Below are 23535 nucleotides of genomic sequence, written 5' to 3'. Positions count from 1 at the left end.
GCATGTCAGCTCTCATGATTCGCTGCGGGCTCTGATTTATGAACTGTTTTTCTGATTAATCTGAAAAAATTGCGTTTCTATTAGTGAATATAGCGAATTCGGGTGAAATCTGGAATGCGGATGTGACCTATATGATCACCTATTTTGACCTCTCCCTGACGCGATGGTAAATGCACGAGAAACGGCTTACCCAGCAGATATTTCTGATTCACTTTCCCGTCCGCCCAGCTGCGACTGTCGAGCGATACAGGGCTGTTATCGCCCAGCATGAAGTAGCTATCCTCATCCAGCTGGTAAGGTTCATCGACCCCATGCAGGGCTTTGCCTCGGGTATAGTGGATATCGCGAAACAGTTTCAGGCCGGTCAGTTTAAATGTTCCGCCTCGGGCACCAAACTGCAGGGGAGTCCGTATCTCCAAACGCGGCTCTGAAATCTTACTGAAGAGCAGAGGCTGGTAAGGCAGTTCCCCATTAATGGCAAACAGAGTCTGGCGGTCCATCACCGACATTTCCAGTTTCACGGGCTGAGATTGAAAGTCACTGCGTAAGGGACCGGTACGAATCGGTTGCTTGCGATCGTCGATAAACAGATTGACCTGACGTTGTTTGAAATCAATGACATTTCGAAAGTGGTGCTGACCGTCGAAGAGTTCAATCGCCAGTTCCCCTTCCGGCGACTTCACCTGCAGATCACACTCAAACAGAAAATCATGCACGGGAATCGCAGTCTGATTTTCAACTCCCGAGTTATAGGCATACCGATCCAGCACGGGGGCCACATGTGATTTTTCATACAACAGCGCGACGGCATAGCGAAAGGCATCATCTTCGGTCTGGTTCAGCAGTCGATGACAGTCTTCTGCCGACATCGCTCCTTTACAGGAGAGCAGTTGTTTCAGTTCGTCATACTGAATGGCAGCCAGCACCGGTTCGGGCTTCTCGATTTCTTCCGGCCATTTCTCCAGCGGAACTTCTGTCAGATGATGTCCCCCCTGCCTCACCCAGTGCTGATACCTGACCCATGACCACGTGTCTGCATCTTTGCCGTCTGAGGTAAACAGAAACCCGTCGGACTGTTCCTTCCAGGCAGGCGGAGCCGGTTGATTCTGCTCCTGCGCTTCATCTGAATCCACAACGGAAAACCGGGGTTGAAAGAAGTCATCTTCCGAAGGCTGAAACTGGTGATCGTGTACCAGCAGTCGAACGGCACGTTGTGTTTTCAAATCTTTGCGCTGGATTTCTCCGTTGATATATAAGTCTCCCTCTTTGACCTGTACCGCTTCGCCAGGTAAACCGACGACCCGTTTGACATACGCCTGGGTTGGTTTGATCGGATTTTGAAATACCGCCACATCCCAGCGCGCGGGAGATTTGAGATAGTAGGCGTGTTTAAACACCAGTAACTGGTCACCTTCATTGCGGGGGACCTGGGACAGATCGATGGAATTGGTATCGCAGTTGGGACAGGTGGCATACTGCCCGGTCTGATTGAACGACTCCTCTTCAGACGCCGGGACCTGTACCCGGCTGGGAGTGACGGAATCATCATAGGCCACCCCATAAGTAAACGAATAGTGACAGCGGGGACAGGTGACCTGCTTATGATATCCCAGCAGAGAGGGCGCCATGGAACCAGTCGAAATCATATAGCCTTCCGCCGCAAAGGTTCGGAAGAGAATGACGGCAATCGCCAGTGAAGCCACGGACTCCAGCACCAGCCGAAACAGGCTCGAACGCTGCGGCAACTCTTCAGTTTGAATTTCGAGTTGACGGGAAGTATGGTGCATCGCGACAGACAACAAAAGAAACGATAGAACCGGAATCCGGCTTCCAGGTGGAATTACGACTGGTCGTCTATTTTAGTAAAACCAGCAGGGCTGAGGAAATAGCGGTTCACCCACTCCCCCGTTGATCAGCGGTAATAATCAGTAGAGAAGTCTTAAGACATTGTATTGAGGTAACTTAGATTCTGTTCCATATTCGAGCTGCAACTTGAGGATGAACTGAGAAACGTTTATCGAATCAGAGTCATGCTGCCTCAACAGGAGACGTTTTACCCAACCAGATAAAACAGCAGCAGCATGCAGATCCAGATGATTCCCAGGAAGTGCCAGACAACAGCACAGGCATGGACGCCCCAGTTGTATTCATGATCATACAGATAGAGATAGGCTTTATATATCACGAAGCCCAGAAATCCGAAGGCGACGAAAAAGTGGAAGGCATGCACTAAAACAAAGGTAAACAGCACGCCATAACTGCTCGGATAATTCGCAGCATTTTTCGTTTCTTTGAGGCTCAGTAAGATATCCGAATGCTGTTGTAAGAGGTGCGACAACCCGATCGTCTGGATGATAAAGAAAGCGCCGCCCAGCAGAAAAGTCAGGTTCAGGCAATTACGAAACTGCTGCTGTTTTTCGTGTCTGACATAATAGACAGCACGGTGAATCGAAATACTTCCCAGAACCAACAGGACCGTACTCAGCCAGAGTGCGGGGGGAATGACCAGTTTCACCGGTTCATGCTGCTGCGCCAGATTGGAGCGGACGATGACATAAGACAGCAGTCCGCCGATAAACAGGACGGCAATGCTGAACAGAAAAATCGCCAGTCCGAAATCCCGCTGACTGAGCCTGTCTCGTGATGTGAACAACAGCACGAGACGATCTCTCAATCTCTGACTCCGGTCGGCTGGCATGCTCACCTGCTTTTGATCAACAAGCAGAAACGCTGATGACATACTTCGATCTGACCCGCTGCCGGATCATCGTCTTTCGAGAAGCGATCCACGAAAGTCGCTGAGATTACTTCGAATCGGTTTTGTCGGTCGTTTCTGGCGTGGTCTTTTTGTCTGTTTCCGGTTTTTCTGAGGCAGCCGGCTTCTTCTCATCCGCTGGTTTTTCAGCGGGGACAGCCTTCGTATCGGCTGCCGGTTTCGCGTCCGTCGCTGCGGCTGGTGCTGCTGCAGGAGCAGCTGCTTCCGGTTCTTTCACCAGGAATTCAGGAGTTTTATCCTCTGTGTAACCTTTAACGTAGTCATCGTAGGCATGCGAATCCAGCAGAATCATGCAGAGAAAAAAGGCGGCAAAAATGATTGAGAAGAAGAATGCCAGCTTGTTCAATGGTTTGTCATACCAGAGATGCATGAAGATAAAGACGACCAGTGAAGCCTTTACGGTCGCAATGGCCATTGAGACGATCACGTCCAGACTCCCCGTGTCAAACTTGGCAGCCTCAACGGTAATCACCGTTAGAACGACCAAAGCAAGAAACACGCCTACCAGCACTTTGACTGGTACGATATGCACGTGGCAGCTTTGTGTATTTTCTGCGTGGGCATCACTTTCAACATGATCTGACATGATGAATACTTTCGTCTCTTTATCTGAAAACTGCTGAGAAGCGAATGGCCTCTCACAAATGTTGGTTTAAGTTTTGAATTCTACAGACGCTAATTGATCAGGTATAACAGTGGGAACAGGTAAATCCAGATCAGGTCGACCAGGTGCCAGTAAAGCCCGACAAAATCAACCGCGCCAAAGTAATAGGTTGTAAACGCGCCATGCACGGTTCTGACGATCAGCCAGCTGATGGCGATCATACCGCCGATAATATGGATAGCGTGCACTCCGGTCATACAGAAGTAAACGCCGAAGAACGTTCGTGCCAGCATCGGTTCCGGAATTTTTTCTTTCTGCTTCGCATATTCGGCAGGCACGGTTTCCGCTAACTCAATCTCTTCATTCGTTGGTTTTTCAGCATGCCCCAGTTGATGATAGGCAATACTGGAAAAGGCCCCCAGCTGCATCCCGATTGCTGAAACCAGAAAACAACCGGCAATCGTAGCCAGTGTCTTTTTATTGGGATTCTTGAAGAGCAGGCCGAACGCGATCCCGGAAAGAACAATCACTCCCCAGAGAACTGTTGTCATATAAGAGAGTGTGTGCTTGGTTTTTTCGAACAGCGATTCATCACCGTGCTCACCATGAACGGAAGCTTCAGCGGCTTCCGCTTCTTTAGCGGCTGCGGCTGTTTCGCCATCTGCTGCAGTAGCGTGTGCGGCTGCATCGTGATGTTCCGGGCTCTGGTATGCACGCCCTGGTAATAGATGGTGGTGTGCTTTCTCGGTGTACTCAAACGATTTCACACCCAGGAAGATCGCAGCACAGGCCAGCGTTGTCACCAGACAGACCAGGAGACCTCGCGACTGCCCCAGCTGGGCACAGCGTACTCCCCAGGCCATCGTCAGACTGCTGAACAGCAGGACCACGGTATTTGCTGCCCCTAATGTTGTATCCAGAAACTGGCTGGCGTACAGGAACACCTCGGGGTGCAATGAACGATAAACAGCGTAAAAGCCGAACAGGCCGCTGAAGAACAGGACTTCGGTAACCAGGAAGATCCAGATACCCAGTTTGCCGGTATCAAACTGCTGCTGATGAGAATCGAAGTGATGCGCCAGCCGGGGATCATGATGTTCATGATCGTGGCTGTCAGCGTGCTCGTCTGTGGTAGTGGTGGCCGCGGTATTCATTAAGCTTCATTATCTCCTGATGCGGTCACAGAGCCCTTGTTAGCCCCTTGACATTCAACGGGAACGTAACCTCCGATTTCCTCATTGTAAACGACGGATTCCATCACGTACGGATCGCCGGCCAGAGGAGGATGATCGAAGTTGTTATGTGGTGGTGGTGAAGAACACTGCCATTCCAGGGAAGCACCTCCCCAGGGATTGGCGGGAGCCAGTTTGCCACGGTACACCGAGTAAATCAATGTGGCAGCCATCAATGCTGAACTCAATCCCAGCAGATAGGCCCCACAGGTTGACATGACATGCAGATTCTGAAATTCCGGTAGATACGTATAATACCGTCGAGGCATTCCGCGTGTTCCCAGCAGAAACTGTGGGAAGAAGGTCAGGTTGAACCCAAGGAACACACCCAGGCAGGCGATTCGTCCCCAGAATTCGCTGAACATCTTACCGGTCATTTTAGGCCACCAGTGATGGACGGCGGCGAACAGTCCGACCAGTGACGATCCCATCATCACATAGTGGAAGTGGGCGACCACGAAGTAGGTATCATGCAGATGGATGTCGGTTGCCAGCGTCGCCAGGAACAATCCGGTCAGACCACCGATCGAAAAGATAAACAGGAACGCCAGAGCGTAACACATCGCGGTTGTAAAGCGGATCGAACCTTTATACATGGTCGTCAGCCAGTTAAAGACTTTAATCGCCGACGGGATCGACACACTGAAGGTAATCGCCGAGAACACGACGGCAACCACTTTCGACTGACCGGACACAAACATGTGGTGTCCCCAGACCAGGAAGCCGAAGACGGCAATCGCGATACTACTGTAAGCAATGAAACGGTATCCGAAAATGTGCTTGCGGCTGTGAACAGCGATGACTTCGCTGATGACACCCATTGCCGGCAGAATCATCACATAAACGGCAGGGTGTGAATAGAACCAGAAGAAGTGCTGGAACAGAACCGGGTCACCACCCAGGCGGGGATCGAAGATCCCGATTTCGAATGTTTTTTCCACAATCAGCAACAGGCCGGTAATCCCCAGGACGGGAGTCGCCAGAACCTGAATCAATGCGGTTGCATACAGAGCCCACAAAAACAGAGGCATCTTGAACCAGGTCATTCCCGGCGGCCGCATGGTGTGAATGGTCACGATGAAATTCAGCCCGGTAAAAATCGAACTGAAGCCCAGAATAAAGACCCCCAGCAGCGCGGTCCGCACTGCAGTCCCGGTCGTCACACTGTAAGGTGTATAGAAGGTCCAGCCGGTATCCAGTCCTCCCAGTGCCAGAGCAGCCAGGAAGAAGGCGGCACCGGCCATCCAGAGGTAGAAACTGCCCAGGTTCATACGGGGGAATGCAACATCTTTCGCCCCCAGCATGACGGGAAGAATAATATTTCCAATCGCCGCGGGCACCCCGGGAATGATCACCAGGAAGGTCATGATGGCACCGTGCAGGGTAAACATCTGATTGTAGGTATCAGGTCCAAACAGCAGTTGTGTCGGTCTCAGCAGTTCGGTTCTCAACAGAACGGCGAACAGCCCCCCCAGAAAGAAGGCGACGGTCACACCGATCAGATACATGATGCCGATGCGTTTGTGATCGAGGGTGAAAAACCAGCTCTTCCAGCCTTTGGAACAATTCAAATAATTCAATTCGCGGTATTGAATCGGGAAATCTGATTTTGGATTGGAGGAGTCAACTACTGTTGCCATCTTCCAGCCTCCTGAATAATTTCAAATAAGGTCGGATTTAAAATCCTGAAACACAATTGAGAAACAGATTCTCACTTTTATTTTATCTCTAAAATCAATTCACCAGCACCACTACTTCTGGGCTTCGATGAATCTGATAATCGCATTAATATCCTGGTCTGTCAGCTGCCCTTTAAAGGTCGGCATGACAGGAGGAAAATTGGCAACTATTTTTGCCTGCGGCTCCAGAATCGACTGACTAATGTAGTCATGATTTGCAATAGCGGTTGTACCATCAGTAAATGTGCGTTCGCTGCCAAACAATCCTTTGAAGGAAGGGCCTTTGATAATGGAACCATCAATCGAGTGACACAGGATGCAGCCACGGCTCTTATAAAAGTATTCCCCGGCCTCGATCGGTGTTTTGTTCTTATGAATATCCGCGGCGTTCTGCAGCCATTTATCAAAATCGCCTCGGGTTTCATGCACGACGACCTTGGTGACCATTTCCGAGTGTTTGGTACCACAGTATTCAGAACACATCAAAGGGTATTCCAGGGGATACTCAACTGATTCTTCCCCTTCGGGTGGCGGAGGAGCGATGGCTTTAAACCATTCCTGCGTATAACGACCGGGCACCACATCCATTTTAGTACGGAATGCTGGAATCCACAGACTGTGAATCACATCGTCCGAAGACATCGTGAGAGTCACATTCTCATCCATGGGGATATGCAGTTCGCTTTCGATCCAGCCATTAGGATATTTGAAAGCCCAGACCCATTTTTTGGCGACCACATCAATCTGGTAAGACGCAGCCGGAGGCGTTCGCATATCCAGGTAAGAGGTGAAGCCTATCCAGAACATGACAATGGTCAGCAGTGTTGGAATCACCGACCAGGACAATTCCAGAGTCAGGTTATGTGTAGCGGTCTTTTCTGCTTCGACACCTGGTCGATGACGGTATTTCACCATAAAAAGCAGCATCAATCCGACGATCAGTACGAAGAAAAACGTACAGACCCACAGAATGAAGAAGTAGACAGAGTCTACACTCTCCGCTACCGTGGAACCTTGAGTCGGAAACCAGAAACCGGCTACCGTATTCGCTAATAATTCAGGGATGAATAGTTTCATCTGCATTCACACATTCAACTGTTGAGTGTTAAAATATTTAAGGTATTAACCAAATCTGATTAAAACACAAATCCTCTGGAGAGACCTGAAACGGTTCAGGAGCTTCCAGTCACTTCATGAGTCTGCCCGGTTGTAATTTCCACTCTGCCTTTGCGTCCCCGCCAATAGGGAATCAAAACCACAGTCAGGACAAAGACGGTTGCAAACCCACCAATTTTCATAATATTCCGTGCGGTCGGAGCATACCGACCTTTGTCTGCATCATAGTGAAAACAGAACAGTAAAATTCGATCGATGGTCGAACCGATCTTTCCTTCCGATGCTTCCACCAACGCTAATTTCAAAGTCTGTTCGGGAAAGCCGATGCCATACAGATAACGGGAAATGCGACCATCGGGAGTGCAGATCAGTAATACAGCCGGATGAGCGTACTCTTTTCGCTCTTCGACATAATTATATTGAACTCCCATCGCCTCCGCTAATTTTGTAATCGACGTCTGCTGACCGCACAGAAAATGCCAGCCACCGGCTGTGCCTGCACGATCGTATTCCTTGTAGTACTTCTGTTTTGTTAAATTCGCCCGCTGATAAGTCTCTTTGGGATCAATACTGACCGAGACAAAATCATATTGATCACCAGCGGACCACTCCAGTTCTTTCAAACCCCTGACCAGTGCTGTGAGTTGTAATGAGCACAACATCGGACAGTTCGAATAATTCAGCGACAGAATAACGGGGCGATCCTTTTTAAAATAATCACCCAGCTTCACCTGTTTTCCGGTCGTATCCTGAAATTCCAGATCCAGAGGTAATTTTGAATCCAGATGTTCGAGCACATCCAGATTTTCAATATCCTTGGGAGCTTTTTCCATACGATCTGCCTGCACCGGGATGACACAGTTTACCCAGCAGAGAAGAGCCAGAATGGAAGATACAAACGGTTTCATGGTTTCTTGGTTTTAGCCTGTTTCTGTTTTTCCTGTTCTTCCTGAACCACAATTTCCATCGCCCGGTCAATGGGCACTGCTACGATATTTTTATCCTGATCAATCCAGCGGTATTCCGTTAACGTGGCCGCCTGATTCGCCAGAATACTGTCGGAATTCACCTCGGGAACTTCGATCACTTTGATTTCAGTCTGCTTGTTCTCAAACTTGTTACTCAAAGCGGCAATCGCGAACACAAGGAAGAAAGTAATGATGGTTCCCACAACACCGACAAAAGCAATCATCGTGGTATCGAGATCATCATAGGCTGCTTTATGCCCCGACATAGTTCATTCTCTTATTCTAAAAGGCGCTGATCAATTCAATCAGACGGAAATTAAATATTGTGAAACTTCAGTGACTCTTCCAGGCGTGGATCGCGAACCGGCATGACCGATTTTTCGCCGGCGAACTTCAGTATGCCTGCCACGAACAGACCACCGACCCCAATTGTACAACATACGTTAATCAGGATCATAGGGAATGTCACTGCTGACTTGACATCGTCAAAAGCGATGTTCGGCATGACGAGCCAGAAAATATCAACCCAGTTCATAATCAGCAGGTAAACGGCCCAGAAACAGAGCGTTTTCGGATTTCGCTTCATCCAGCGTGACATGAAGAATACAAAAGGAATGGCGAAGTGTCCGATCACCAGAATCAATGAGACCACACCCCAGCCCTGTTCCTGACGTGGCAGAAACCAGCTGGTTTCTTCCGGAATGTTCGCGTACCAGATCAACAGGTATTGTGAAATCGCGATATAGGCCCAGAAGCAGTTGAAAGCAAACAGCAGTTTACCGACATCATGCAGATGTTCGACGGTAACCGGTTCCTGCAGCAACCCTTTGCTGCGAAGAAAGACCAGGCTGATCGCCAGGAAGCTGAAGAAGCCTACCAGACCAGCGGCAAAGTAATAGACGCCGAAAATCGTACTGAACCAGTGTGCGTCCAGAGACATGATGAAGTCGATGGCAGCAAAAGTCAGCGTGAAAGCATACAGCAGAAGCGCAGGTCCGCTGCGACGTTCCATAAGCAGTGTCAGCTCGGGATCGCCGGTTTCATCCTGGGCAACTGATTTCCCCAGGAAGTAGCGGGCCAGGAAGATCCAGGAACCAAAGTAAATCAGGTAACGCAGTGCAAAGAAACCGGTATTCAGATAAGGTGATTTTGCATGCAGCAGATGATCATTGGCAACAGTCTCGCTGTTTGCCCAGTGATACAGTGTATCATTTCCCATCAGGGTAAAGAGGACGATCGGCAGTACCAGTACGGACAGGGGAATCACACCCATGGAGATGAACTCAGACAGACGTCGTAAGACCACACTCCAGCCGGCACGTGTGAGCTGCTGAATCATCACGAAGAACAAAGCGCCCAGTGAAATGCTCAGGCAGAAAAACGTACTCTGCAGGTATGAGAAAGCAAACAGATCCCACCCGTTGGTGAATACCATTCCCAGCAGGAAAGAGACTGGCAGCAGGGCGGAACAGCCCAGCGCCACTTTCATGGGGAGGGGACCCAGGTCTGCCAGGGTTTGAACGGGAATCTTCTTGTCAGTATCAGGTGAAGTTTGCATAACGTTTCTTGTTTTTACAACGAGATTAAATTCAACAAGTTGTGTCTAATAACGACTTACTTATTTTGTGCTTCGCAGCTTTTCCATTTCTTCTTTGCTGAGATCTTTTGCATCCGTGTGATGACTCTTCTGCAGTGCTCTCAGATACAGGACAATGGCCCAGCGGTCTTCCGGAGGAATCTGAGCTGAATAACCGGGCATCTTGCGAACGCCGTTGCTGATCGTATGGAACAGTCGGCCCACCGGTTGATTGCGGACATTGTCAGTATAATAAGAAGCGGGTCGGATCCAGGTTCCCTGCTGCAGTTCCATCGCACGCAGTGAGACCAGACCGTCGCCTTCGCCGCTCAGTCCATGACAGACAGAACAGTAAATCTTATATCGTTCTTTACCACGGGCCATCATTTTATCTGTGACCGGCATGGGGAATTCCGTGACCCAGGGGAGCTGTGCCAGCTTCTGATCTTCAGTTGGAGCTGCAGCGGCTGCACCAGCGGCAGGTTTGGCATCAGCGGGCTTTTCGCCGGCAGGTTTCTGTTCATCCTGCAGGTTAATCGCGATGACATCCTGATCTTCCGGCAGTACTTTCAGACCATAGTAGAACGGAATATTATCGTCTTTGAACTGACCGCGGGGAATGGTTCCCTCGATATGCGGACGTACTTCACGACCATCACTGAAGATGTTTGTGGTGTTCTGAGTTTTCAGCTTAGGCTGGAAGTCCATATCGGGAACAATATGGATTCGTGGCGTATTTGTTGTTGTCGACCGTTTGTACGCGACCAGTGCAGGAGGCATGATTAACAGTACGCCAATCAGGCTCAAAGCGAGTACCAGCGGTCGTGGCAACTTGGGTGATTCCACGTCTGACCAGAACTCTTCCACCTGCAGCGGATTCAGTGACTTCAGAAATTCACCAGTATCGATTTCAGAGAACTTGGCGTCCTTCGCATCCATACTGATAAAGAACCGGTCGTTCGTCACACGGCGAAACGCCTGCGATTTGAACATCGGATTGTATAATTTTGGCAGCTGGTTCAATCCCAGCATCCCCAGGAAAGCACCGAAGGCAGACAGCAGAACGGAAAGCTCGAAGGTAATCGGGATACAGGCAGGAATACTGAAGAGTGGCTTACCACTGATCAGGAACGGGTAATCGACGGCGTTCATCCAGTACTGCATACCGATGGCGATGGTTCCGCCTGTCAGGCCGCAGCAGGCCACGATCCAGGGCAGAATTGTCATCTTAATGCCCATCGCCTCATCAATTCCGTGAATCGGAAAGGGAGTGTGAGTATCCCACTTGCTGTAACCGGCATCGCGGACTTTCTTTGATGCTTCGATCAATGCATGAGGATCATCGAACTCGGCAAGTAACCCGAGTAACTGGGGTTCTGCTTTTGTTTTTTCTGAATGTTCGATTGTGGTCGCCATAATATTTTTTATTCAAACAAATGAGTTAAGTCGTACCTGACACTGACGAAACAGCTTTATCATCTCAATGATCGTCATGACCATGAGGCTGAGGCATCACACTCTTGACTTCGGCCATCGCTACCATCGGCATGAATTTGCAGAAGAGCAGGAACAATGTCATAAACAGACCGAAACTGCCGATCAACATTAACACGTCAACGATGGTTGGTTTGAAGTAACCCCAGCTGGAAGGCAGGAAGTCACGGCTCAGCGAAGTCACGGTAATCACGAATCGCTCAAACCACATACCGATATTGACGAAAATACAAACTACAAAAATCATCCAGGGAGTGGTCCGGATTTTCTTGATCCAGAACAACTGCGGACTGATCACGTTACAGGTCACCATGATCCAGTAAGCCCACGCATACGGGCCGAAGGCACGGTTGATAAAGGCAAATGTTTCATAGCGGTTACCGCCATACCAGGCGATAAAGAATTCCATAGCATAGGCATAACCCACCATCGATCCGGTCGCGATAATCACCTTGGTCATGTTTTCCAGGTGGCGGTCGGTCAGCAGATCTTTGATGCCACAAATGGAACGCACGGGAATCATCAGGGTCAGCACCATGGCGAAACCACTGAAAACCGCACCCGCGACGAAGTAAGGCGGGAAGATCGTTGTATGCCAGCCAGGCAGCTGGGAAACGGCAAAGTCAAAACTCACGATCGTATGCACACTCAAAACCAGAGGTGCTGCCAGAGCAGCCAGCAGCAGGTAAGCACGTTCATAACGATGCCAGTGGCGGGAAGAACCGTTCCAGCCCAGTGAAAACAGGCCGTAGGCAAACTGCTGAATTTTTCCGGTGGCCCGGTCTCGCAGAGTCGCCAGGTCGGGGATCATCCCCATGTACCAGAACAAAAGAGAAACGGTTGCGTATGTGGAAACAGCGAACACGTCCCACAGCAGCGGGCTGCGGAAGTTCGGCCACATCGCCATCTGGTTGGGAATCGGGAACAGCCAGTAAGCCAGCCAGACACGACCAATGTGAATCCCCGGAAACAGACCGGCACAGACCACAGCAAAGATGGTCATCGCTTCCGCAGCACGGTTAATCCCCGTACGCCAGTCCTGACGGAACAGGAACAGAATCGCGGAAATCAAAGTACCGGCGTGACCGATACCGACCCAGAACACGAAGTTCACGATCGGCCAGCCCCAGAATACCGGGCTCCGGTTACCCCAGACACCAACACCGGTGATAATTAAATAACCAACCAGACCGAACAACATTCCCATCAGTGAAGCGGAAAACCCGAGTGCAATGTACCACGCTTTGGGAGTCTTACACTCAGCCAGTCGGCAGACAGCTTCGGTGACGGTCCCATAGTCGTGTGCACCAGTCACGAGCGGAGTTCGCTTACCGGGAACTTCGGTGATTGTGTCAATTGGCTCTGCTGTTACTGAAGCCATGGCTTTTGATATCTTTGCTCAATAAATTCAAACGGATTAGTTAATCTCACTCACACTTTTGCAGGAACTACCTGCCAGCAGAACACACCCTCAGTGCTTCTCAGCCTTCTTGGCATGATCCGCTTCAGCATGTTCTTCTCCATGACCGTGTCCGTGCCCTGACGATTTTGGTTTTGCCAGGGAAGGATGCGGATTCAATATCCGGGCCAGGTAAGACGTTCTGGGTTTAATATTCAGTTCAGACAATGCTGCATAACTACGTGGATTGGCGTGTGCCTTGGCAACGCGGGTGGTCTCGTTAGCCAGGTCACCAAATTCAATCGCGTTAGCGGAACAGGCCTGCTGACAGGCGGTGACGATTTCACCATCTTCAATCGGACGCTGTTCGTTTTTAGCAACGATCTGAACCGACTTGATTCGCTGAACGCAGTAAGTACATTTTTCCATGACCCCACGATGACGGACGGTCACTTCCGGATTCAATACCAGTGCCTGCAGCTTGCCGCGCGGCTCTTCGTAAATCTTATTGAAGTTGAAGTAGTTGAAACGACGTACTTTGTAAGGACAGTTGTTGGCACAGTAACGGGTTCCGACACAGCGGTTGTAAACCATGTCGTTCAATCCTTCGTCGGTGTGTACTGTCGCGGCGACCGGGCAAACCTGTTCACAGGGAGCCAGTTCGCACTGCTGACACAACATCGGCTGAATGGAGACCCCGGGGTTATTCACATCATCGCCGGTGAAGTAACGGTCAATTCGCAGCCAGTGCATTTCACGGCTGTTGATGACCTGCTCGCGACCAACGACGGGAACATTGTTTTCCGCCTGACAGGCTACAGAACACGCATTACAGCCAATACACTTGGTGAGGTCGATCGACATCCCCCAGGCCTGACCTTCATAGGACAGTTCCTGGTAGACTGGTTTTCCCTCTTTATTTTTGTCCCACAGCGAAACCAGATCCGGATGGTGGACCCGCTCTTCCGCAAAATCAGGATTTTCTTCGTACTCAGAGAGATCGCCTTCTCGCACCAGTTGGCCGACACGACCCTGAATTTCACCCTGGCCGACAGCGTCGATCGCGTGATGATCCTGAGTAACTGCCAGCTCGTAAGTCTTACCGGTCTTTTCGATTTTCAGACCAGCCTTGAAGTCGATGGCCCCTTTGGCCTGCAGAGCCGCAATATTTTCACCAACCGGCTTCACATCGCGGGCGACATCACCCCCGACCAGACCGGCGGCGGTGCGTCCGTAACCCAAAGCGACAGCTACCGAATTCGGAGCCTGACCAGGCAGGACATACACGGGTAGTTCAATCGACTTGCCATCCAGGATCAGCTTGACGACGGAACCGAATTCAACGCCCAGATCATCGGCGGTCTTCGGAGCCAGAATCGCAGCGTTGTCCCAGGTGATCTTGGTGAGACTGTCCGGTGTTTCCTGCAGCCAGCCACTGTTGGCGAAGCGACCATCGTACAGCTGAGGGCTAGCATAAAATACCAGTTCCAGATCTTCTTCCCCCGCTTCAACCACTTTGGCAGCAGGCAATTCTTTGACCTTGGGAGAAACCGCTTCCAGCGAACTTCCCTTAAGCAGACCATCGTGCACAACGCGTCGCCAGGAAGCGTTGACTGCCATCGAATCCAGAGAACCTTTGACCGCTTCTTTGATCAGATCCAAAGCGTCAGGATGCTTGTCGCCACACAGAATCGCCAGCAGTTCAACTTCTGATTTACCGTCGTGCAAAGGCTCAATCAGAGGCTGACCAACACAGAGGGTTCCATCATAAGAGCGGGAATCGCCCCACTGCTCGAAGGGATGTGTTTTGGGCAGATGCCATTTACACAGCAGCGACGTTTCGTCTTCGTACTCACCCAGGTGAAACGAATTCGGCACCTTGGACAGAGCGGTGACAAAATCGATATCGCCGGGAGCATTGTAAGCAGGATTCCCGCCGAGAATGACCAGGGTTTCGACGGCACCAGACTGCATTTCGTCGGTGAGGGTTCGTAGTGCTTCCACAGCCGTCAGATCGCGTGCCAGCGGCTCTTTGGTGTACTTGACGGCTTCGCCGACGTTACCCAGTTGTTCATTCAGCTTATGAACACGTGCCTGCAGTTCCGCGGGCTGGCTGGCACCGATGGCGATCAGGCTGGAACCCTGATTTGCCACCAGATCTTCTGCCATCGCCGCCAGAACTTTATCAGCATATTCGTCGCCGGCAGCAGCAGCCTTTTTGCCTGACAGACCGGCCTGCACCTGTGCTTCCAGCTTGGCCAGGAAGGAACCCATATCTACCGAACGGGTCGGCAGACGGTGATCGGCTGAAATCCCGGTTGTGGTAAAGCGGCTTTCTACGACATACAGACGATTCATCGGACCGGCTGCAGGATCGCGACGGCTTGCCCAGTCACGCGTATGCTTCAACGAAGCAGGATGCTCGGACAGCAGATCTTCATCCAGGCAGACAATGATATTAGCCTTGGTCAGATCGAACTGCGGACGAACCGCTTCTCCGAACGCCAGCTTTGCACCCGCGTAGACATTGTCGCGTGAGCAGGCCGTGTAATCATACCACTTGGACTTGGGATACAGCTCTGCAAATTTTTCCTGCAAAGCCTTACGGGCAGCGGAAGAGCTGACATCAGCCAGCACACGCAACTTCGCCCCATCGTCCTTACGCGCCTGACCCAGCACGGTATCGGAATATTCAAAAAATGTGCCCCAGTCGCGGCCGAAACGGGAACCCCCTTTGTATTCAACCACACCAACCGCACGATCGGGATCGTACAGTGAAAGGGTTTCGGACTGTGCAAAGACGGAGGAAGCACCCTGGCTCTGAGGAGAGTCGGGATTACCTTCGACCTTGATCGGCCGACCGTCGTAGCAGGTCACCAGCAAACTTTCGGCCTGACCACCCAGTTCCATAAAGGTGGCAAACTTCTGAGGCACGCCGGGGATCAATCCCTCGGGACGTGACACACTGGGAGAAATCTTCTCATCTTCCCAGCGACAGCCTGTTGCTCCAGCCAGGGCAACAGAGGCACCCATAATCTGCATCCAGCGACGCCGCGAAACCCCTTCCGGGTACTCGGAAGCTGCTACTGGAAACTCACGATGTAAAACTTCTTCAAACTCCGGCGTGGAATGCAACTCACCCAGACTTCGCCAATACTTTTTATCCACAACCGAACCCCTTAGCGGTGACATGTAGAACAATTAGATGAAGGATTCAAATTCAGTTCCTTACGAACCTGCTCGCCCACTTCCTGCGGATCCCCCTCGGGCTTCCAGTCAAGCTTCGTCACAAACTCGGGCGGACGAAGATTAGGTTCCGGATGCCGGTGACATTCCAGACACCAACCCATGCTCAAAGGCTTAACCTGAGTCACTACATCCATTTTGTCGACGCGACCATGACAGGAAACACAGCTCACGCCACGACGGACGTGTGCACTATGATTGAAGTAAACGTAGTCAGGCAGGTCGTGCACACGACGCCACTGCATCGATTTTCCCGTCGCCTGACTTTCACGAATAGGGGCCAGCTTGGAACTGGTCGAGTGAATCGAAACCGTATTCACAATCCCGTTGGCATCAGCACCACTGTGACAGTTCAGACAGGTCTTGGTAGGAGGAATCGCAGCATGCCCGGCCACTTCAACAGTATTGTGGCAGTAGCGACAATCCAGCTTCAGCTTGCCTGCGTGCAATTTATGACTGAAGGGGAGTGGCTGCTCGGGCTGATAGCCGACATCCGTAGTATCAGGACTGGCCCCAAAGGCAACCATACCAACTACATACAAGGCGCCAATCGCTCCCAGTGCACCCAGCACCGGAACAACGGTATTCGCCCATTTTGGAAACAGAAAACGATCCATTTTTGCTTTACCTGATAAGACCTTTCGAGGAAAAAACACTTCAACAGACAGAATCTGCCTTGATTGACTGATGTGTCATCCGATGGTCAGAGCGGAATTTTCACTTGATGACGTAGAGAAGAACCCCCATCTAAACTGCAAGAATAGATGTATGCAGAAAAGTAAGCAATCCATTCCCCCGCGCGCAATAACAAGTTTCTTGGAGTCGGGAGGCCTCAGAATGGAAATTCTCATTTATGAGGAAAGCAGATAATGCCGTGAATTGAAACACCCTGAACGCTTCTTCTGACTCGACACCCTAAAGTGGATAACACCATCCTGAATTACAGGAATACTCCTCCCGTATTTTTCTGGTTCCTCCAAGATTTCAAATACATCTGATCTATACAAATTGGAGTGATTTTCAACATACAGTAAAAATGTTGTACATCAGGATATTTTCATATAAAATCGAACCGTGCTTCTTCCTTCAATTCATTTCCGGGCCTTATTTCAAACATTCAAAGTGGATCTCAGGATTCACACATCAATTCATCTCAGTCTTATCAAAGCAGGCACTCATGCTTCATTTTTTCTGTATCACTGCTTCTTCTCTGATTTTGATTTTTCATTTTTTATCATCCACGGAGAGCAATTATGTCCCCTATGCACAGAAGGACCGGGTTTACCCTGGTCGAATTACTGGTGATCATTGCGATGATCACCGTTCTCATTGCACTGCTGCTGCCAGCTGTGCAACAGGCGCGCGAATCTGCGCGCCGTTCCACATGCAAAGACCAGCTCAAGCAGATCGTCGTGGCACTGCACAACTATCACGACACTCACGGTATGTTTCCCGCAGGCTACTACACCAGAACCAATCCGGGTTTAACAGTTTCCGGCCTGGAAAATCGCGCCACTGGATTTGTAATGCTGCTCCCGTTTCTCAACCAGAGTGCGCTGTATAACCTTTACAACTTCAACATCGGTACAGGAGGCAGCCCCGATCAACGGGGAGGTCAGAAGCAGGTAGACCAGCTGGCCTTCCTGAATCAGACCAGGCTGCCCGTGTATCAATGCCCTTCAGCAGATCGCGAGATCCTGAACCTGAAGCTGAACCCGCGTGACGGACACCTGGACTCCTCAGACTCCGGTTCGTCCTACACCAGCAGCTACGCTTTCAGTTCGGGCAATAAATTCAATGCTGCGAATGGTAACTTCTGGGCCATTTATTCCGGCCCTCCCCGTTCCAGTGATCGGGGAATCATGACGCCTAACAGCGGAAACCGTTTCCTCGACATCGAGGATGGTCTCACAAATACTTTTATTATTGGTGAAGCCGAACTCAACGACACGCTTACCGACTATTCAGGAACTGTCACCGCCATCGATAACCAGGATGTGGTGGCCCGCCGGCACGCATTCTGGACAGAAGGCATGCACCATTCGCTTCGATCCACTTTCATGCCTCCCTTTAAATCCATTGAAGACTGTGTCATTTCATTTGGACCAGACGAGTGGCGGGACTGCAATTATTCATTCGGCAGCCCGCATCAGGGAGGACTGCATATGGGAATGGCCGATGGTTCAATTCGTTTCGTCAGCGAATACATCTACCTCTCTACCTGGAGATCGATGGGTTCCATGAACGAACTGACCCCGCAGTCACTGTAAAATGGATCGCGCCACCAACTGCAGCTCAAGGCGTCTACCCGTAACAAGGCAGACGTCTTGAGCTGTGTGAACTCCGGATGAAATGACAGACACTTTACAGATGCAACGGGTTACTGCATCATAAAGATTCGTCTGAGTCCACCTCTTCTTTTCATCTGATTTCAAAGCACAGGCATATCATGAGTAAGCGCGTTCGCTGGGGCATACTGAGTACCGCAAAAATCGGAACCGTCCAGGTCATTCCCGCCATGCAGAAAGGCTCGTTCTGCGAGATCGTCGCGCTGGCTTCCCGGAATCAGGAACAGGCTGAAACCGTCGCCAGCCAACTGGGAATCCCGCGTGCCTACGGTTCGTATGAAGAACTGCTGGCAGATCCGGACATCGATGCCATCTATAACCCGCTGCCCAACCACCTGCATGTCCCCTGGTCCATCAAAGCCATCGAAGCCGGCAAACACGTGTTGTGCGAAAAACCGATCGGGCTCACTTCTGCGGAAGGACTGCAGCTGCTCGACTGCGCGACAGCTCATCCCAAAATCAAAGTGATGGAAGCCTTCATGTACCGCCATCATCCGCAGTGGCAACTGACGAAAAAACTGGTACAGGAAGGTGCCATCGGCGAACTGCGCACGATCCAGTCCTTCTTCTCCTACTTCAACGACGACCCCGGCAACATCCGTAATCAGCGCGACATCGGCGGAGGCGGTCTGATGGATATTGGCTGCTACCCGATTTCACTCTCGCGTTTTATCTTTGACGCAGAGCCAGAGCGGGTTTCCGGCATCGTGGAATTCGACGATCAGCTGGGTACCGACCGTCTGGCTTCAGCGACATTGGATTTCGGCAGAGGAACCGCCACGTTCACCTGCTCGACACAGCTCAACCCGTATCAACGGGTTCACATTCATGGCACGAAAGGGCGGATCGAAATTGAGATCCCGTTCAACGCCCCCATCGACCGCCCCTGTAAAATCTGGCATCAGTCCGGAGCAGAGATTAAAGAAATCGAACTGGAAATCTGCAGCCAGTACACGATCCAGGGCGATCTGTTTTCACAGGCCATCCTCAACTCAACACCTGTGCCCACACCACTGAAAGATGCGGTCGCGAATATGAAAGTGATCGAAGCCGTACTGGAAAGCAACGCGAGCGGGGCCTGGGTAACGCCATAAGAAAGAGAGGAGCAACAGCGCGCAGAAAGAGCCTTTGAGGCTGTTGCTTCATTTACAAAATCACAGATTATTCCTGATCGCTGTGTAGCCTGCGGTCCGGCTTGCATCCTGGATAACGAAAGATCGTTTCCCGGGCAAAGATCAGCGGGGTGCAAGCACCATGATCATGTTTCGTCCGCTGGCCATGGTTGCGGCCTGCTCTACTTTGGCGATTTCAGAAAGCTGTTCCTGGATCTCTCCCAGGATGGTTCGACCAAGTTCATGGTGCGCGTTTTCGCGTCCCCGAAACATGATATTGAATTTGACCTTATCTTTCTGTTCCAGAAATTTGCGGGCACTTTTCAGTTTGAACTCAATATCGTGCTTCCCGATTTTCGGACGCATCCGAATTTCTTTCAGCTGCACCTGGTGCTGTTTGGTATTTTTGCTGGTCTTCTTTTTACGCTCGTACTTCAGCTTACCATAATCCATAATCCGACAGACCGGGGGTTTGGCATCCGAGGCAACTTCAACCAGATCCAGGTTGGCCTCCATTGCTAACCGTAAAGCTTCAGCGGTAGGAATCACCCCTAACTGCTCCCCGTCTTGATCAATGACCCGTACCGGACTGATCCGGATCTGGTCATTAAGTCTCTGCGTTGTTTCGATTGCTTGTTTCTCCTTGGTAATGAAAAAAAACCGGGTTCCGTACCGCGAGGGTCTGGTGACCTGAACTCGGGGTACACGTCTTTAATTATAGCTGATAGGAAAAAAAGAACATCTCAAATGAGATGCTTTGACCACCAGCTCGTATCAATATCGAAAACCGTCTTAAATATACTGTTCCACCTTAAGTTATATCAATACCGGGAAAGGGGCAAGTTACACCGATACACTATTTTTAGCGAAAATCACATGATTCGGGCAGATTTCCCGGTTTACCAGCGTAAACAGGTCGCGTCAGAACCCCGAAAATATGCCGCAGTTTGCTGGACAGTTAGTGTGGATCACGATGCCCCATCACGGCTTTCGATCGTCGGAAGTCCGCCCCGATGCCCCTGAAATGTGACCCCCAACCTGAATCCAGGTCAGTTCGTCTCTTTCAATGGAAATCGTTTCACTTCACCTGAAAAGTCCCTCAAATTCCGCTGTTTTGTCTCGGGAATCGGAACTGGTTCCCAGCGTGGCCCTGCATTCCGGTAATCTTTGAAGGGATCCTGACTGCCAGAATGATCCTTCAGCGGGAATTTCAGAGTCTGGTTCTGTAACGCTGACCGCAGCGTGGGTGTCGTATCAGGCACGACACTCACAGGCGGATTTGCTTCAAACTGGTTCTGAGCCGGCAGGGTTACGGCGGCTGCCTGTGGTTCAGGTGCTGGCAGAGGATTGAATCCCGATTCCGGACCCGGGGGAACGGTAGACCGAGGTGCAAAGTACGCCTCGACATCAGGTTCCTGGCTGGTTCCTTCCAGATTCTGAATTGTTTTTTCTGCTCCGGGAGTCTCATCAAAATCGATGGATTGAATGAATTTCGCATCTCCCGATCCCTGCTGCGTGACGCCGGGAACAGCTGGTGGCACTAAATTGTCCGTCACTGGTTCTGGAGTCGGTTCTGCTGATTCCGGAGTTGGTTGCATCGGTTCGGTTGGCACTTCACCGGGAGTCAACAGTTGTGGATAGTCACCCCGAGACAGGGCACCCGTGTATTCAGGGGCATCCACAATTTTCCGGACGCGGCCCCGCAGACGATCCCGCTCGGCAGCATCCATGTAAGCTTTTTCAGGCCAGCCCCCTTCGGCAAGATAAATATTGTTGTATGCCAGCAGAGAACCTTTTTCGAACTGGACGTTCTTGATTGCCAGTGAATATTCCACCAGAGACCGATAGTAGCTGCCATCCGCTTCTGCCTGACGACGTTGTGCTTCCAGCAGCAGATCCACTGTCGCGTTATCCGATTCATATGCGGCCTGAACGGCGGCCACTTCCTGATGAGCCGCGTGACGACGGTTATACGTGGTCTGTAAAACCGCATACGCACGATCCACGTCAGAAATGGAATTACTTAAACTTTGAACGATGGCACGTTCCTGTTCATGCAGGATCGCACGATCCCGGGCCAGCATCAGTTCAGCCTGTCGCATGGCGGCATGGGCCTGTCGTTTCCCCAACGGAACAGACAGCTCGATCCCCATCTGCCATTCCTGCAGATTACCATCGAACAGTGTATTCAAAGCACCTTCGTACGGACCTGGATCAGAACCTTCCGCCAGGAAGTTTTTACCGAACCCACGCCAGCGATAACGACCAATCAGGTCCAGTTCCGGTTTCAGGAAGTTCTTGTTGGCTTCCAGTTCCAGTTCACGCTTTTTGATCTGCCAGCGTTGTCGACGGATTTCCGGACGACGCTCGAGGGATTCCACCAGTGTCTCTTCCCAGTTGTATTCGACTTTCGCCAGTGAAGGTTCGTCAGCCGGTCGGATTAAACGTCCATCGTTAATGGGAATGCCCATCAGCATCCGCAGACGACGTTCGGCAATATACACGCCGTGGTTACTTTGAAAAGTACCCCCCTGGCTGCCGTTGTTTGTATGCGTTCCATTCAGCAGACGTCCGCTTAATGCGTTTTCGACTTCAGCCTGATAGCGGAAATACTGCTCGCGGGCCTGGGCTTCTTTTTCGGCTTCACCACCGCGACGACCATTCACATACAACGCATGAATCCGACGCCAGGTTTCCAGCGCAGAATCACGGGCCATGATTTTGGCATCCAGATCACGATAGCCGAAGTACAGGTCCCAGTAAGCATTCTCGACATCACTCACCATATCACGCACGGCGATTTCAAATTCTCCGAGGCTGATATCCGTATTGATGCGGGCAATGATCACACCATTGATCACACCAGGCGTATTGCTGGGACCGGCAATCTGATTGAAATCAATTCCGCCGCCCCGCATCAACGGGTGACGAAATTCCATTTCGATATTGTTCTGATAAGCATGCGGGAACTGGTTACCGGGTGAGTTGTTCGCATCGTAGTCGATGTAATCACGCAGAGTAAACTGGGTCCCTGTCATCGCCCGCTTGGTCAACTGTGCCTGCACGACCATCGCATCCTGACGTAACAGTCGCGTACCACCGCCGAAGAAGACGTTGTTTAATGCTTTATCATTTTTCTCAAAGTAAGTACTGGCAGACAGCGTGGCATCGTAGGCACTTAACGCACCAGGAACACCATAACGGGGATCTGCTTCCGTAATCGCGGCATCGTATTCGGTATGAACGCCGGCAGGTGTATTCAACGCCACACCGCCTACATCACCCAGAACTTTTGAACTCTGCAATGCCATTTTAACTGCTTCCTCAAGTGACAAATCCCAATACTCAGGAGTACCAGGAGTCGCAAGAGTTGCAGGCATCTGTGTGCCGATCAAATCACCTTCATCCACATCTTCCACATTGGGATACTCAATCTGAGTCAGGGCGCGCTGGTAAGTCTCATCGCTTTCTACAAACTCTTCCTGCAAGGAATTACTCATGAAGCGACTGCACCCTGGGCCCAGCAGCAGCATGACTGCGGCAAACACGAGCATCATCCGGGCTATGAAACAGTTCATCGATTTTCCCTGGTCTATGGGACCATTGAGTATGAAGGCTAATCTCTCTCTCAACTCATCGGCACAGGATCGACTCCTCCCAAAGAGAATTTTCGTCATATTCGGAATATTCGACATAATCGGATTACCGGAAACGTCAGCCAGCACACCCCATTTTCACACCGCAACCCACTTTCACATTCACCAAAAACCCCTCTCCCTGCTGGAAAAAGGAACCAATCAGAGAAACTGCGCAATGATTTAAAGTTGTACACTAAATACTTTGGGGAGCCTGACTGCTTTTATCGAGAGAGGCAGAGTGAATCAGGGATCGCTGTGCTAGACTGGAGCCGATTCTGCTGTAACGTCTCCAGAGACATCGGGACCGGGTACAATGGTACGCGAGACACCATATTAAAATGTGTTGC

17 protein-coding genes are annotated in these 23535 nt (G+C 50.8%); 2 read left to right on the top strand and 15 right to left on the bottom strand.

All coding sequences use genetic code 11. The annotated features are described in order from the left end of the window. Nucleotides 1-80: 80 nt before the first annotated feature. The 13 genes from lepB to ACN0YN_RS11280 form a co-directional block, all read right to left on the bottom strand. Nucleotides 81-1787, bottom strand: coding sequence for a signal peptidase I (gene lepB / locus ACN0YN_RS11340; protein ID WP_417385128.1), 1707 nt, complete (start codon nucleotides 1785-1787; stop codon nucleotides 81-83). Between the two features lie 266 nt (nucleotides 1788-2053). Further along, on the bottom strand, nucleotides 2054-2674 hold the full coding sequence (locus tag ACN0YN_RS11335) for a cytochrome c oxidase subunit 3 (RefSeq protein WP_417385127.1): 621 nt from the start codon (nucleotides 2672-2674) through the stop codon (nucleotides 2054-2056). A 130-nt stretch (nucleotides 2675-2804) separates the two neighbouring features. After that, nucleotides 2805-3362: a cytochrome C oxidase subunit IV family protein gene (locus tag ACN0YN_RS11330; protein ID WP_417385125.1), complete on the bottom strand. Its 558-nt coding sequence runs from the start codon at nucleotides 3360-3362 to the stop codon at nucleotides 2805-2807. Nucleotides 3363-3451: 89 nt separating this feature from the next. Further along, on the bottom strand, nucleotides 3452-4534 hold the full coding sequence (locus ACN0YN_RS11325) for a cytochrome c oxidase subunit 3 (protein WP_417385124.1): 1083 nt from the start codon (nucleotides 4532-4534) through the stop codon (nucleotides 3452-3454). Beyond that, nucleotides 4534-6252: a cytochrome c oxidase subunit I gene (locus ACN0YN_RS11320; protein ID WP_417385123.1), complete on the bottom strand. Its 1719-nt coding sequence runs from the start codon at nucleotides 6250-6252 to the stop codon at nucleotides 4534-4536. Before ACN0YN_RS11320 ends, ACN0YN_RS11325 begins: the two co-directional genes overlap by 1 nt. Nucleotides 6253-6363: 111 nt before the next feature. Further along, nucleotides 6364-7368, bottom strand: coding sequence for a cytochrome c oxidase subunit II (gene coxB, locus ACN0YN_RS11315; RefSeq protein ID WP_417385122.1), 1005 nt, complete (start codon nucleotides 7366-7368; stop codon nucleotides 6364-6366). A 95-nt stretch (nucleotides 7369-7463) separates the two neighbouring features. Beyond that, complete coding sequence (locus ACN0YN_RS11310) at nucleotides 7464-8315, bottom strand: SCO family protein (protein WP_417385121.1); 852 nt, start codon at nucleotides 8313-8315, stop codon at nucleotides 7464-7466. Then, nucleotides 8312-8641: a hypothetical protein gene (locus ACN0YN_RS11305; protein WP_417385120.1), complete on the bottom strand. Its 330-nt coding sequence runs from the start codon at nucleotides 8639-8641 to the stop codon at nucleotides 8312-8314. Before ACN0YN_RS11305 ends, ACN0YN_RS11310 begins: the two co-directional genes overlap by 4 nt. 50 nt (nucleotides 8642-8691) lie before the next feature. After that, nucleotides 8692-9933, bottom strand: coding sequence for a quinol:cytochrome C oxidoreductase (locus tag ACN0YN_RS11300; RefSeq protein WP_417385119.1), 1242 nt, complete (start codon nucleotides 9931-9933; stop codon nucleotides 8692-8694). A gap of 60 nt (nucleotides 9934-9993) precedes the next feature. Beyond that, entirely contained in the window at nucleotides 9994-11367 is a 1374-nt protein-coding gene (locus ACN0YN_RS11295) for a quinol:electron acceptor oxidoreductase subunit ActD (protein ID WP_417385118.1), read from the bottom strand. 64 nt (nucleotides 11368-11431) lie between these two features. After that, nucleotides 11432-12826: an NrfD/PsrC family molybdoenzyme membrane anchor subunit gene (nrfD, locus tag ACN0YN_RS11290; RefSeq protein WP_417385117.1), complete on the bottom strand. Its 1395-nt coding sequence runs from the start codon at nucleotides 12824-12826 to the stop codon at nucleotides 11432-11434. A gap of 90 nt (nucleotides 12827-12916) precedes the next feature. Beyond that, on the bottom strand, nucleotides 12917-16012 hold the full coding sequence (locus tag ACN0YN_RS11285) for a TAT-variant-translocated molybdopterin oxidoreductase (protein WP_417385116.1): 3096 nt from the start codon (nucleotides 16010-16012) through the stop codon (nucleotides 12917-12919). A gap of 11 nt (nucleotides 16013-16023) precedes the next feature. Continuing rightward, nucleotides 16024-16707, bottom strand: a complete 684-nt coding sequence (locus ACN0YN_RS11280; protein ID WP_417385115.1) for a cytochrome c3 family protein — start codon at nucleotides 16705-16707, stop codon at nucleotides 16024-16026. A 636-nt stretch (nucleotides 16708-17343) separates the two neighbouring features. Between ACN0YN_RS11280 and ACN0YN_RS11275 the strand changes: the two genes are divergently transcribed. Both ACN0YN_RS11275 and ACN0YN_RS11270 read left to right on the top strand, forming a co-directional pair. Beyond that, on the top strand, nucleotides 17344-18360 hold the full coding sequence (locus ACN0YN_RS11275; protein WP_417385114.1) for a DUF1559 domain-containing protein: 1017 nt from the start codon (nucleotides 17344-17346) through the stop codon (nucleotides 18358-18360). A gap of 179 nt (nucleotides 18361-18539) precedes the next feature. Further along, nucleotides 18540-19532 carry a Gfo/Idh/MocA family protein gene (locus ACN0YN_RS11270; protein ID WP_417385113.1) on the top strand — a complete coding sequence of 331 codons (993 nt, stop codon included), beginning with the start codon at nucleotides 18540-18542 and terminating at the stop codon, nucleotides 19530-19532. Between the two features lie 141 nt (nucleotides 19533-19673). On the opposite strand, the gene infC is transcribed toward ACN0YN_RS11270, so the two are convergent. Beyond that, entirely contained in the window at nucleotides 19674-20180 is a 507-nt protein-coding gene (gene infC, locus ACN0YN_RS11265; RefSeq protein WP_417385408.1) for a translation initiation factor IF-3, read from the bottom strand. 419 nt (nucleotides 20181-20599) lie between these two features. Continuing rightward, nucleotides 20600-23128 (bottom strand): TolC family protein, encoded by a 2529-nt coding sequence (locus ACN0YN_RS11260; protein WP_417385112.1) that lies wholly within the window; start codon nucleotides 23126-23128, stop codon nucleotides 20600-20602. Nucleotides 23129-23535: the final 407 nt, after the last annotated feature.

Origin of the sequence: Gimesia sp., from assembly GCF_048260065.1 — a bacterium.
In the GTDB taxonomy this organism is placed as follows: domain Bacteria; phylum Planctomycetota; class Planctomycetia; order Planctomycetales; family Planctomycetaceae; genus Gimesia.
Note: the sequence above shows the minus strand (reverse complement) of the source record. Positions and strands in the feature narration are given on the sequence as shown.